Origin of the sequence: Rhizobium sp. BK491 (assembly GCF_014194925.1) — a bacterium.
Classification (GTDB): domain Bacteria; phylum Pseudomonadota; class Alphaproteobacteria; order Rhizobiales; family Rhizobiaceae; genus Rhizobium.
Window position 1 is genome coordinate 475,861 of sequence record NZ_JACIAR010000004.1, and the last position, 13,576, is coordinate 489,436.

The following is a 13,576-nucleotide window of genomic DNA, read 5'->3' on the forward strand; positions in this document are numbered from 1 at the left end:
CCTCGCTTGCGTTGTATAGCCTATACGGATGAACGCAAGGGAAGTATTTTAAAGCGCAGCTTTGTCAAGACGAGCTGTTCAAGTCCCATGGTGTCGCCTGCCTATGCACGCACGGCGTGTGGGTTAAGGCAGTTAGCGGCGTCATCTGGCGATCAAGCGAGGGATAGCTGGAGAATGCCGATCGCCCATGGGTGTCAATAAAAGGCGTCAGTAAACCAATCGAGCTCTTATCGTTCCGGGGATCTGGCGGAGCGTGTCGAGTATTTCATTCGCCGTTTGGCCGACGCCTTCCACTTCAATAACCACGTAGCCCGTGTCGCCGTGGGTCTGCAGGAACTCGCCGACGATATTCAACCCACGCGATGAAAAGATCGTATTCAGGCTGTTAAGGATCCCCGGGCGATTTTCGTGAACATGGATGAAGCGCGTGCCGTTTGGACGTGGCGGCAATTGAACCTGCGGGAAATTGACCGCGCCCAGCGTCGAGCCGATATCGGAGTATTCCACAAGCTTCCTGGAAACTTCCCTTCCGATCCGCTCCTGGGCTTCTTCGGTCGATCCGCCGATATGCGGCGTCAGGATCACATTATCCAACCCCTGCAGCGGCGTTTCGAAGCGCTCCTTGTTCGATGCCGGTTCCTTCGGGAATACGTCGACCGCCGCGCCTGCGAGATGCCCCTCTTTCAAAACCTTTGCCAGAGCGTCAAGATCGACCACGGTGCCGCGGGAATTGTTGATGAAGAAGGCGCCCTTCTTCATTCTGCGCAGCTCTGCCTCGGTGATCATGTTCTGGGTCGAACTGGTTTCGGGGACGTGCATCGTCACGAAATCCGAGATTTCCAGCAGTTCGCCGAGCGAAGCCATGGATTCTGAATTGCCGTGGCGAAGCTTGTCCGACGGATCGAAATAGCGAACGTTCATACCCATGCTTTCGGCAAGGACGCTCAGCTGCGAGCCGATATTGCCGTAGCCGACGATGCCAAGCGTTTTGCCACGCGTCTCGCGACTGCCTTCGGCGGATTTGTCCCATCCGCCCGCATGAGCGGAAGTCGAACGCGGGAAGATCCGCCTCGTCAGCATGATGATTTCACCGATGACGAGTTCGGCGACCGAGCGGGTATTCGAATAAGGAGCGTTGAATACAGGTATCCCGCGCCGACGGGCCGCATCCAGATCGACCTGATTCGTCCCCACGGAAAAGCAGCCGACCGCCATGAGCTTCTTGGCGGAGCTGAAAATCTCTTCTGTCAGCTGCGTGCGCGAACGAATGCCGATGATGTGTGCTTCGGCGATATGGTTCTTGAGATCCTTGTCGTCGAGGGCCTTCGGCAAATGCGTGAGATTGACGTAGCCCGATGAGGCAAAATAGTCCACCGCGCTCTGACTGATCCCTTCCAGCAGAAGGACTGAAATCCGATCACGGGGAAGAGAAAGTTGTCCGCTCATTGAATTACCTTCGATAGTCGAATTCGATTAGGCCGACGTCGCTCGCCGCCACGACCACATGACTTAGACCATCCAAGGGACAGCGCAAGAACAAACTCAATTCGCTCAGCGGGAGGACCCTTGTTTACAGCAAGTCGCCGTGCTGATGGGCTTGCCCGCCTCTTCAGATGCACTTGCCGCCATCGACATTGAGATCGACGCCGGTAATCATGCTCGCTTCGTCCGAGCAGAGGAAAGCGGCGGCGTTGCCCATGTCCGCCGGTGTCGAAAGCCGCCCGATCGGAATGGTGGCGACGATCCGCGCCCGGCTTTCGTCGCTGTCGGAGCCGATGAAGGTTGAGAGCAGTGGCGTATCGCCGGCGACGGGATTGATGGCGTTGACGCGAATTCCGAAGGGAGCAAGCTCCACGGCCATCGCGCGGGTGGCGGCGATGCCCCATCCCTTCGAGGCATTGTACCAGGTGAGGTTGGGGCGAGGGGAGACCCCACCGGTAGAGGCAATGTTCAAAATGGCGCCGTGCCGCTCGGCCTTGAAATGCGGCAGCACCGCGCGCGCACCGTTGTAGATCGAGCGGATGTTGACATTGAAGATGCGCTCGAACAGGCCTTCATCCATATCCTCCATCGGCATCGGCGGCTGTCCGACACCGGCATTGTTGACGAGGATGTGCAGACCGCCGAACTGCGACAGCGCAAGATCCCTTGCGGCGGCGAGGCTGTCGAGCGTGGCGACATCACCGGCAAGCGGTGCGACCGATCCTTCGTGCTGCGCCGCCACCCGCTCTGCTGCCGCAAGGTCACGATCGACAAGCACGACCCGCGCGCCTTCCTCGACGAATTTCCGGACGATCCCTTCGCCGAAACCCGACCCGCCACCCGTGACGATCGCCACTTTTCCCACAAGACGCATATTAAGCTCCTCCATTTGCTCCAGCATCGGATAACTCGGAGCGATTTCACAGTCCGATTATCTGAACGCTTTTTTAGCTTTCTTTATTTGTATTGTGACCGTCTGATAGCGAATATCGACGACAGAATGAAGCTGGGAGGCCGCGCCATGACATTGACTTTCGACGCCAAGCAAATGGCGGCCGAGCTTTACGACGGCGGCTTTCGGCCAATGTTCATCGGCGGCCAATGGGTTGCCGCCCAATCCGGCGAAGTCAGCGAGACCTACAATCCGGCTACCGGCGCGGTCCTTGCGACAGTTCCGCTGGCCGCGCCCGCCGATATTGATCTCGCCGTTGCCGCGGCGCGACGGGCTCTCGAAGGGCCGTGGTCCAGGTTCTCGCCCTATGAGCGCCAGACGCTGCTCCTGAAAATTGCCGATTTATTCGAAGCAAACTGGGAACGCCTTTCGGTTTCCGACACGCTGAACATGGGCATGCCAATTATGCGCACGCTCGCCAACAAACGACGGGTTATCGGCATGCTGCGGTTTTATGCCGGCATGGCGACCGCCCTTCATGGCGAGGTGATCGACAATTCGATACCCGGCGAGATCGTCACCTTCACCCGTCGGGAGCCGATCGGGGTTGTCGGTGCGATCATCCCCTGGAACGCGCCCACCGCCGCATCGATCTGGAAGATCGCCCCAGCGCTGGCGACGGGCTGCACGGTGGTATTGAAACCCTCGGAAGATGCGCCGCTCACTCCGTTATTGATTGCCAAACTCATGCAAGAGGCGGGCGTGCCGGACGGCGTGGTCAATATCGTCACCGGCAAGGGATCGGTCGCCGGCGCCCGGCTGGCCGAACATCCCGATGTCAACAAAATCGTCTTCACGGGGTCCACCGCCACCGGGCAATCGATCGCTCGTGCCGCGGTCGGCAACTTAAAACGGGTTTCGCTCGAGCTCGGCGGTAAGTCGCCGGTGATCGTCTGCCGTGATGCGGACATAGACCGGGCCGTGCCCGTCGCCGCCATGGCAGTCTTTGCGCATTCGGGGCAGATCTGCATCGCCGGCTCGCGCTTGTTCGTGGCGCGCGAGATCCACGAAGAATTCGTCGCCAAGGTCGGCGAATTTGCCCGCTCGCTGCGGATCGGCCACGGGATCGAAGCCGATACCGATATCGGACCGCTGATTTCGGCTCGCCAGGCGCAGGTCGTCGAGAGCTTCATCGCATCCGGGCAGAGCGAAGGCGCGGCCCTGGTCGCGGGCGGCATGCGCCTTTCGGGCGCGCTCTACGACAAGGGAAACTTCATCGCCCCGACTGTATTCGGTAACGTCAAGGACGAGATGAGGATCGCCCGCGAGGAGATCTTCGGGCCAGTCATTTCAGCGATGCCCTTCGATACGATCGAGGAAGCCGTCGAGCGCGCCAATGCATCGCCCTATGGACTTGCGGCTGGCGTCTTCACCCAAAATCTCGGAATGGCGCACAAGCTGGTGCGCCGCATCAAGGCCGGATCGGTCTGGGTGAACATGTATCATGCGCTCGACCCGGCCGTGCCCTTCGGCGGCATGAAGATGTCGGGCTACGGGCGCGAAGGGGGCATTGAGCACCTGCACGAATATCTCGAAACCAAGGCCGTTTGGATACAGACGGAATAAAACTCAACCTTTACCGCGCAGATAGGTTCGGATGAGGGCGATAAGCTGTTCGGCATAGCGCTGCTGCAGCATATAGCCCAGGCTTGTAATGATTCCGCGAGCCCGCCGGGCGTTGAGATTATGAAGCAGCACGACACGGACGCGGCTTTCGACATTCTGCCCGGCCGCGATGCCCGGCACGATCGATGTGCCGCACTCGGGCGAGGCAAGGGCGATCCGCGTGCTCTCCGCCTCGTATTGAGCGCTCATCGATCTCACCGTTGTCAGAGCTCAAGAAGCGATGCATGCTCGGCACGATTTCATTCCTGCCGAATTGCGGAGCGTATCGTGGATTTCTCTCTAACTGCCGAACAACAGGCGATCTTCGACTTGGCCGCCTCTTTTGCCGCGGAACGCATCGCGCCTCACGCCGCGGCCTGGGAACATGAGGGCACTATTCCAAGGGGTATGCTGGAAGAGATCGGCGCTTTGGGATTCGGCGGAATTTACGTTTCGGAGGAGTTCGGCGGCTCTGGCCTGTCTCGGCAGGATGCGGTGCTGATCTTCGAAGCGCTGTCGCATGCCTGCCCGTCCGTGGCGGCCTTCGTTTCGATCCACAACATGTGCGCCTGGATGATCGATACGTTCGGATCGGATACGATGAAATCGACATGGCTTCCCGATCTCTGCGCCTTCCGCAAGGTGGCATCCTACTGCCTCACGGAGCCCGGTTCCGGTTCCGATGCCGCAGCATTGCGCACGACCGCACGCGTCGTGGACGATCATTATGTCCTTGACGGGACAAAGGCGTTCATTTCCGGCGGCAACTATTCCGATCTTTATATCGTCATGTGCAGGACAAGCGGTGAAGGGGCAAAGGGTATTTCAACACTCGTGGTTCCGAGTGGCAGCGAGGGTATGAGTTTCGGCGCCTTCGAGCGAAAGATGGGCTGGCGCGCCCAACCGACGGCGCAGGTTCATTTCGACGCTTGCCAAGTTCCATTCGAAAATCGGCTTGGTGAGATCGGAGCGGGGTTCCGCTATGCTATGAAGGCTCTGGATGGCGGACGGTTGAACATCGCCGCCTGCGCACTCGGCGGCGCTCAGTTTGCCCTTGATAAGGCGGTTCTCCACATGCGTGAACGCCGCGCATTCGGTGCCGCATTGAGCAGTTTTCAAGCCCTTCAGTTCAAAGTGGCGGACATGGAAACCGAGCTTCAGGCCGCAAGGACCTTGTTATATCAGGCTGCCTGGAAGCTCGACGCCAGCTCCCCGGACGCATCCAAATTCTGTGCCATGGCCAAACGGTTCGTGACGGACACTAGCTTCGATGTGGCCAATGCGGCGCTGCAATTGCATGGTGGCTACGGCTACCTGGAAGATTACGGCATCGAGAAGATCGTCCGCGACCTGCGAGTGCACCAGATCCTCGAAGGCACCAACGAGATCATGAGGCTGATCATTGCCCGTCATATTTTCGATTGATCCAGATACCGACGGCGACCTATCGAATCCCTGATAGCGTCACTCAAATAGACACTTAATACGTCTAGACGCCTATTGCCACAAGCTATGGTTCACCTATGTATGCCTCGGGCCGGAGGGGCCGGGGTTGTAGTTATGGCACAGACGTCATCCGATTTAATCTATAATTTCTCGACACTTAACTTCCCCGAGAAAGACCGATTTCACACTTGGGTTAAGGATAATCATTGCGACTGCAGAATGCAGGAACCTGAGTCCGGCCCGTTCGATGCGGAGGCCACCGGCGCGGCGCTCGGTCCGCTCATCCTCTCCGGCAGACGGCTGCTTCGCCAAGGCCCGCTCCCGGCTTACGAGGTTCTGAGATCCGAGCGACGCATCCGAACCGACGGCTATGATTTTTACCGATTTACCTCAATTCTGAGCGGCCGTTTTGCCTTTCGATCGGCGGATGCGTCGTCGGTCAAGAGGGCGGGCGACTTGTTCATATTGGATGCCGCTCAGGTTAACGACTGCCTGGTCGAGGCAGACAACACGATTTCCATCGCCGTTCCAAGGGATTTATTGCCGAACCGAACAGCGCTCCTGCACGGCCATACCCTCTCAACGGGCGTTGCCCGGCTTCTGACCGATCATCTCGTTTCGCTGCTGAACAATTTCAATAGGTTGCGACCAGGGGAGATCCCCTATGTGGTGCAATCGACGCTGCAGCTTTTGACTGCCGCGGTGTCGTCGGCATCCGAGGCGATGCAGGAAGCAGCCGGACCGCTTCGCGAACTATTACTGGGGCGTATCTTGCGGTATCTTGATGCGCATCTGCTCGAACCCGACCTGACGCCCGATCGGATTTGCCACGATGTCGGGGTTTCGCGTGCGAAGCTTTACCATTTGTTCGAGGGCAATGGCGGCATCATGCGGCAGATACAGCGCAAGCGCTTGCTCAAGGCCTATCAGATGCTGGCAAATCCAAGCGGACCAAAGCTCCACATAGCTGAGCTTGCGTGGAGACATGGTTTCTCGAACGAGAAGTACTTCTACCGGCTGTTCAAGGCCGAATTCGGCCACACTCCGGGCGAGACGCTGGAAAACATTTCCCACTCGACCGTCGCTTCAGAAACGATTGGTTTCCATACCCGCGAAAAGCCGGCGAACGGTCCTTCTGGCTGGACATTGCCCTTTGGCGTGCCGGGCCGTTAATTGCGTTTGCGCGAGCATAAGATGTACCAACGGGTACTCGAAATGGACATGAGCAAACCCGACGCTGGCCAGCATGTCTTGAACGATGTTGGGCCGATGACACTCGGACTTCTCGACCGCTCGGCTTTCCAGCCATGGTTCACTAGCCGATATCACGGCCGACGCCGGGGGATTTATGCAATTCCAAACTCATGTGCACCTGTTATGGACGATCTTGCACCCGATGATCGGGTCGTTATTGTTGCTCGATCGGGCTTTGCTGTTATGTTCCCGAACTGGAATGGAAATCAGTCAGGAGCCGCGATCAACCTCACAAGCCCCGATAGCGGCGTCCATCTGTAGCAATGCGTGAACGAGTGGCATACCATTGAGCTTGCCTCCTATTTATCCAAGCCGCGGCGATCACGACGCGACACGCCATTCGATCCCGAACGTCGAAGGCTCAAGTCTTCCAACGCTATCCGGAATCGACTGACAGATCGCTGCGCAGTCGCAAGGCTCGGTCGTTGCCGCGGCATAAGTCATCAAGAAAGTATCTATCAGTATATTCGTCAAAAGAGGAAACTCACCTTGCGTAAGGTCATCTGTGCTTCTGCCTTCGTCGCCCTTTCATTCACGCCCGCAGCTGCCAGCGTATGTTCGCAGCATTATCAAAGCAGCGGCGTTCCCCTCGTCACCGGTGTGACCTACAAGACCTGGATGGAGTTTCCCTCCGTTAGCCCCGCCGCGGCCTTCGACAAAGTATCGAGAGCCGTTCTTGCGGAAGGCTTTGTGGATGTGAATGTCGAGAAGCAACTCGGCACGCTGACGGCACAGCAGGAGACGTCCGGCTCAGGTCGCCCGCAGACATTGCGCGTCGTCGTCCGCAAAACCGGCAAGGGCAGTCGCGTCGATGCGGTTTTCATGGTGCCGCAGGGGCAGGTTGCCCCCAACATGAGCGACAATCTCTGCCGTGTCGTCAACGCCGTGGCTGACTAGGCCGGAAGCGAATGGGTGATGGGAGCGCCTCTGCTTGCATGCTAAGTGGCAAGCTGGCTGAGGCCTGCTCCGCACCCGCTCGGTTGTTTGCCTATGTCTTCGCGCTGAACTGGCGCTATTTAGAAGCCTGTCCTATTCGCTGTCAGCTGCATGCGCGTCTCCGCGTGTGCAACGTAAGCCCAAGCACGATGCGGCTTCGGCCGTTACTGCTCGGCTATGGGATTTGTAACTTGCTTCTGGCCGATCGTCCGGCTAGGTCTTTATCACAAGTGAAGCGCGAATCGCGGTACGGCATCAGCGTATAAATAGCCCTAACCGTCTTTCGCTCCGTTGTCGTTTTGCCTGAATTATTAGATATCGTAGAGAGTTCTGACCGGCGGTTTGTGCCTGTTGGCAGAAATTTCCCGGTGCCTGCGAATGCCGTGAACACGCGGCGTCTTATCGCCGATTTGAGAAAACGTCACCGAATGAGGTGATCGATGCCTACATGCGGACGCTCAACGCGGACAACGAACGGGGTGTTCCTGTCGGTTGGCGTGCCATAAATCGGCCCGTGCCAGACCTTCTCCCCAAATTCGCCGGCTTTCAGCCGATGATGTCTTCAGCCAAGGTCTTATTTTGATGTTTGCTCGCCTGTTTCACTTCCTGGAAAGCCGCATCGATATTTTCGCCCCGTTCAACGAGGACGAGACGCCGCCAACGGGCGTATGGCGTTTCATGTGGCATCATCTCAAGGTGGTCAAAGGATGGCTCGTCGCCATCATGCTGATCGAGCTCGCCTTCAGCGGTATAGAAGCGGCTATTTATTTGATGGTCGGCTGGTTTGTCGACCTGCTCAACAAGCACTCGCCACAGTCGGTGTTTCAGGATTATGGCTGGCCGCTTGCGGGCGCTGCCTTCGTCATTCTGGTGCTGCGGCCGATCCTGTTTTTCGTGACGCAGGTGGTTACCAACCAGATCGTGGTGCCGCCGCTTACCAATCAGATCCGCTGGCGCAATCACATCTATACGCTCGGCCATTCGCTGAGCTATTTCCAGAATGATTTCGCAGGCAGGCTTTCGGCACGCGTCATCCAGGCGGGACAATCCATCCGTTCGGCTATCATCGCCGTGATCGGCGACCTATGGTACGCTCTGATCTTCGCCTCGGTCACGATCGGCTTCTTCGGCTCCGTCAATGTCTGGTTGATGCTGCCGGTTATCGTCTGGCTGGTAGCCTATGCGGTGCTTCTCAGATATTTCGTCCCGCGAGCTCTGAAACGTTCGGAGGCCAATTCCCTCGGCCGCTCATCGACCACCGGCCGCATCGTCGACTCCTATACGAATATTCTCACCGTGAAGCTCTTTGCCCGCGGCGATCTCGAGCGTACCGCCGTTCGGGACTCTCTGAAACGCTGGAACGATAGTTTCCTCGACCTGATGCGGTTGATCCTCGGTGCCAGCCTCGTGCTTCAGATCCTCAATAGCGTTCTGATCGTCATCACTGCCGGTTTGACACTATATTTGTGGAGCCACGGGGCCATGACCGCCGGCGCTGGGGCGGCAGCCATCACCTTGGTGTTGCGGCTTGTCCAGATGTCGGGCTGGCTGATGTACCTGATCCGCGATGTTTTCGACAATATCGGTACCGTGCAGGAGAGCATGCTGACCATTGCAAAGCCGCATGATCTCCTTGATGCGCCTGACGCCGGCACATTGGCGGTTCCCAGAGGCGAGATCGTCTTCGATCACGTTCATTTCCGCTATGGCGGCGCCAGGCCCGTCTTTACCGATCTGTCGCTCGTCATTCGTCCCGGTGAAAAGATCGGCATTGTCGGTCCCTCCGGCGCCGGCAAATCGACGCTGGTCAATCTTTTGCTGCGTCTCTATCCGATCCAGTCCGGCCGAATCCTCATCGATGGTCAGGACATCGCAGGCGTTACCCAGGACAGCCTGCGGCGGCATGTCGGCGTGGTAACGCAAGATAATTCGCTGCTTCATCGCTCAATTCATGAAAACATCGCCTATGGCCGCACGGGGGTCGGACGAGAAGAAATCGAGACCGCGGCCCAGCAGGCGGCCGCCCATGATTTCATCATAGGACTTTCCGACCAGGAAGGGCGTGCCGGCTATGACTCGCGCGTAGGCGAGCGCGGCGTCAAGCTCTCCGGCGGCCAGCGCCAGCGCATCACCATTGCTCGCGTCTTGCTCAAGGATGCTCCTATCCTCGTGCTCGACGAAGCGACTTCCGCCCTCGATTCAGAGGTGGAGGCGGTGATCCAGGGCCAACTTCATCGCCTGATGCGCGACAAGACAGTGCTTGCCATCGCGCATCGTCTTTCAACGATCGCGGAACTCGACCGGCTCATCGTGCTCGACGAGGGCCGGATCGTCGAGGAGGGGAGGCATGAGGAGCTGATCGCCAAAGATGGCCTTTATGCAAGATTGTGGCGACGGCAATCGGGAGGCTTTCTGGCCTTGGAAGATAGCCCGGTGGCATAGGGAAATCGAGATTGCAAAGCGGCAAACCGGTGACCATCTCCGGAGGGTATCACGCTGCCGAGGCCTGAGGCGTCGTCAGCGATCCGTAGACACGGTTGCAATCGACAGTTTTTCCGCGTCATCCGAGCGATAGATGTCTATTTCACGGATCTTGCAAATCGACACCGAACAACTCGTGGTGCATGTGCTCGACGGCAATGCTGATGCCACCGATGAGTGCCGCCCGATTGCCAAACCGACTGATTTCGATGCGCGGCGGGTAGGGTGTGCAACGTGGTAGATATCTGCTGATAGCTTCGACAAGTTCGGGCCGCGCGCCGATACTGCCGCCCATGATCACCAATTCGGGGTCGAGAGTTGCGCCGATTGCGGCAATGGCAAGCGCAATCAATCGCGACGTTTCTTCGATGACCGCGATAGCGGCCGGTTCGCCGGCCACCAGCGCCGAAAAAAGATCCGCTACCGTTGCCTTGCCTTGCCCACCATATCCGCAATAGCGCCGCACCATTGCCGCGCTGCCCACGGCGCTTTCCAGCGTTCCAAGTGTAAAGCCGTCTGGATCAAATGGCTCCCCGCCGAGAGGCAGATAGGCTATCTCGCCGGCGCCGCCCCGCGCGCCGCGCATGAGGCGACCATTTGCAATGATGCCCATCCCGATACCGGTTCCGAGTGCCACGAAGGCAAAATTATCCGACGTGGAGCCGTGCCCTCGCCATCGTTCTCCTTGCGCAGCAAGATTGACGTCATTTTCGATGATAACCGGGGTTGCCATCCTGTCACTCAGGAGCCGGCGCAAGTCGATCGTTTCCACACCCGGGATGTTCGGTGCAACGTTGATATGTCCGGTGGCCGGGTCAAGTATGCCTGGCGTCGCCAGCACGATGATGCGCAATTTGGAAAGATCAATACCGGCGCTGTGGGCAAGATCCTCAATAATGGCCTGGAATTGATCGACCAGGTGGAGCCCGCCGCGTGCGTTCGTCGGCACCTTCGTTTCGGCGACGACATTTCCGACGAGATCGCAGATGATGGCGGCAATCTTGGTTCCGCCAAGATCAATGGAGGCGGCAAAGCCCGCGCTCGCATCGAGCTCATAGGTTATTGCCGTTCGCCCCAAACGCCCATCGGTATATCCGGTCGGCTTCAGCCACCCGTTGCTCTCCAAACTGCGAACGACGTCGGAAATGGTTTGCTTTGATAAGCCGGTTTGCTTGGCAATATCCGCGCGGGAAATAGGGCCTTTGGCAAGGATGGTCCGAATGACAGAGTTCGTCGAGATTTTTCGCGCGATCGGTGTCTGTGGCGCGTTAGGCATGATGGCGGTCTCGCATTCTACCTCTAATTAGTTCGGGACCTTTTCCTAATTCATCCATGTCGTGCTGCGGCAATGTCAAATTCCAGGGAAAATGAACAAAAAGCAAGTAAATCTCAGTCGGTTGGCTGGGCGAAATCATTTAATTTGTCCATATCATTGACAAATTCGGCGCGTGATTTGTAGACTTCCCCAGTGACTAAGCAAATTGCGGAGGGGTCATGAAAGCGAGGCCAACGGATGAGAGAGCTCCTTTCGCCTATGCCGCGGACTTTATAGCGCTCCATTTCGGCAAGATTGCTTGGTATTGCCGCCTGATTTTCATACGTCATCCCATGTCCGACACCGCGCGGTGAAAGGTGCTTGATTTGCCATGATGACTCCCACGTCCCACGGCGAAATCACAACCAGCCACCCGGTCATTCTGCCGATCATGGCGCCTCGGCTGCAGGCGGATGCGCATCCCGATGGCTATCTTGATCTCGCTCTTTGGGGAAGCGGTCGTCTAGGGCGCATACGTTTTTCCAGGCTTACCGGACCTTACATTTATGGGCCGAACAGGATTATTGCCGAAGCGGGTGGCATCTTTGTCGCCCAATCAAGGCCCATCCTTCTGATCCGCAATGCCCGCCTGGAGGGCGTTTATCCGGCGCGTCGCTGCGCTTGGTGGCATGAGAGTGACAAGGATAGTCCGAAGCCCAAGCTCACCAAACGCAATAATCGCCGTATCGTCGTGACCGGTTGGGGTGCGATGATCATCGAGGTCGATGATGGCGATATCCGTATTGCTGCCGGAGCCTCAATAGAGGAAGCAGAAGCTGCATTCGGTCTCGCAAACGACGCTATCGTCGCAGAAGCCGCGAGTTATATAGCCCGCTGCGACCTCACGCCGAAGGCCGATCCCGTAATGCGCAGCATGGTGATGCAGGGAGCACACGCCGCACTTTCCAGCATTCGGCTGGACGAGAATGGCGTGTTTGCCGGTCTGGCTGCGGGTCAGGCCTACAGTGCGCCTGCACGCACCTATTATCGCGATGGCTACTGGACGATGCAAATGCTGCTGAAGCTTGCGCCGGAAGCGGTACGCGATGAAATTCGACTTTTGGCCAAGGGAATCCAGCCTGACGGAGAGGCGCCGAGCGGTGTGATTTTGACCGGACCGGCGCAATCGCGCGCCTGGCAGAACTTCGTTCTCGATGCCACACGAAATCCCGAGAAATATCGCGGGAAGGCTGCTCCGGAGCATCACAATCGTCCCGATGATTGGTGGAGCGATCATTTTGACAGCCCGCTTTTCTTCATCCTCTTCCTCGCCGACTATGTGGAAACGGCGGGCGATATGGCGGAGGCGGTGCGGCACTGGCCGCTTGTGACCGCCATCGTTGAACGATATCTGGCTCTTGCAGGCCCCGGCAGCGTATTGCCGCTGAAGCCGCGAAACGACAGGGATTGGGCGGACAATGTCTACCGGGAGGGCCTCGTCTCCTACAATCTCGGCCTTTTCGTCGGTGCATTGGATGGCGTGGCCAAGCTGGGAGCCGGACATGACCCCGCATTGGCGCAGAAGGCACGCGAGGTAGCGGCCTCCGCTCGTGCCGAAATCGAGGACAGGCTTTTTGTCCCCAGCAGAAATGGTTACGCCGATTTCGTTACTCCTGATGGATTTGTCGAGGATCATCTTGTCCTCGACAGTCTGACGCTCTCCCGTTATGGGGCGATTTCGCAGACACGCGCCACTGGCCTCCTCAAGGCCATGGAAGAGGTCCTGGAGGCTCGAAACAATACCAGACAGCCCTATGGCGATTGGGGTATGTTGTGCGCCTATCCGCCGTTCAAGCGGGCAAGTGACGTGAGATCGAAAACCGCTTTCCCCTTTCGCTATCACAATGGATCCGATTGGCCCTATTGGGACGGTGTCTATGCGGAAGAGAGAATACGCCACGGTCTCGGTGGCGCACGCTATGCCCTTATACGCTGGTGGGAAACCTGCCTGGCAAATGGTTGGGCCGGCGCTGTCGAATATTTCTCGCCACCCTATGGACGCGGTTCCCTGCTGCAGGGGTGGAGCGCGATGCCGGCGGCTGTCGTGCTCAAATATGGCCTGGAAGCGGCGAACGCGGAGAATAGGTAATGAAGGAAGGCCGGCA

Annotated in this window: 11 protein-coding genes; 6 read left to right on the forward strand and 5 right to left on the reverse strand. The window is 58.0% G+C overall.

Annotation, left to right across the window (positions count from 1 at the left end):
- Window positions 1-207: 207 nt before the first annotated feature.
- A complete protein-coding gene (serA, locus tag FHX05_RS20555; RefSeq protein WP_183874133.1) occupies window positions 208-1,446 on the reverse strand; it encodes a phosphoglycerate dehydrogenase in 1,239 nt (412 codons plus the stop codon).
- Window positions 1,447-1,609: 163 nt separating this feature from the next.
- A complete protein-coding gene (locus tag FHX05_RS20560; RefSeq protein ID WP_112337808.1) occupies window positions 1,610-2,356 on the reverse strand; it encodes a glucose 1-dehydrogenase in 747 nt (248 codons plus the stop codon).
- A 147-nt stretch (window positions 2,357-2,503) separates the two neighbouring features.
- Between FHX05_RS20560 and FHX05_RS20565 the strand changes: the two genes are divergently transcribed.
- On the forward strand, window positions 2,504-4,000 hold the full coding sequence (locus FHX05_RS20565) for an aldehyde dehydrogenase family protein (protein WP_183874135.1): 1,497 nt from the start codon (window positions 2,504-2,506) through the stop codon (window positions 3,998-4,000).
- A 3-nt stretch (window positions 4,001-4,003) separates the two neighbouring features.
- On the opposite strand, the gene FHX05_RS20570 is transcribed toward FHX05_RS20565, so the two are convergent.
- The gene (locus FHX05_RS20570; protein WP_183874137.1) at window positions 4,004-4,249 is read right to left on the reverse strand and encodes a hypothetical protein; all 246 of its coding nucleotides are present in this window, start codon (window positions 4,247-4,249) and stop codon (window positions 4,004-4,006) included.
- Between the two features lie 78 nt (window positions 4,250-4,327).
- On the opposite strand from FHX05_RS20570, the gene FHX05_RS20575 reads away from it, so the two are divergent.
- The 4 genes from FHX05_RS20575 (at window position 4,328) to FHX05_RS20590 (ending at window position 10,117) form a co-directional block, all read left to right on the forward strand.
- The gene (locus FHX05_RS20575; protein ID WP_183874139.1) at window positions 4,328-5,464 is read left to right on the forward strand and encodes an acyl-CoA dehydrogenase family protein; all 1,137 of its coding nucleotides are present in this window, start codon (window positions 4,328-4,330) and stop codon (window positions 5,462-5,464) included.
- Window positions 5,465-5,566: 102 nt separating this feature from the next.
- Window positions 5,567-6,658: an AraC family transcriptional regulator gene (locus FHX05_RS20580; RefSeq protein ID WP_246699018.1), complete on the forward strand. Its 1,092-nt coding sequence runs from the start codon at window positions 5,567-5,569 to the stop codon at window positions 6,656-6,658.
- Between the two features lie 570 nt (window positions 6,659-7,228).
- Window positions 7,229-7,636, forward strand: a complete 408-nt coding sequence (locus FHX05_RS20585; protein WP_015343243.1) for a hypothetical protein — start codon at window positions 7,229-7,231, stop codon at window positions 7,634-7,636.
- A 621-nt stretch (window positions 7,637-8,257) separates the two neighbouring features.
- Window positions 8,258-10,117, forward strand: a complete 1,860-nt coding sequence (locus FHX05_RS20590; protein ID WP_281411872.1) for an ABC transporter ATP-binding protein — start codon at window positions 8,258-8,260, stop codon at window positions 10,115-10,117.
- A gap of 142 nt (window positions 10,118-10,259) precedes the next feature.
- Here FHX05_RS20590 and FHX05_RS20595 read toward each other — a convergent pair whose 3' ends face one another.
- The gene (locus tag FHX05_RS20595; RefSeq protein WP_183874141.1) at window positions 10,260-11,432 is read right to left on the reverse strand and encodes an ROK family transcriptional regulator; all 1,173 of its coding nucleotides are present in this window, start codon (window positions 11,430-11,432) and stop codon (window positions 10,260-10,262) included.
- A gap of 113 nt (window positions 11,433-11,545) precedes the next feature.
- Entirely contained in the window at window positions 11,546-11,761 is a 216-nt protein-coding gene (locus tag FHX05_RS20600; protein WP_162708060.1) for a hypothetical protein, read from the reverse strand.
- Between the two features lie 41 nt (window positions 11,762-11,802).
- Between FHX05_RS20600 and FHX05_RS20605 the strand changes: the two genes are divergently transcribed.
- Window positions 11,803-13,560, forward strand: coding sequence for a glycogen debranching protein (locus FHX05_RS20605; RefSeq protein WP_183874142.1), 1,758 nt, complete (start codon window positions 11,803-11,805; stop codon window positions 13,558-13,560).
- Window positions 13,561-13,576: the final 16 nt, after the last annotated feature.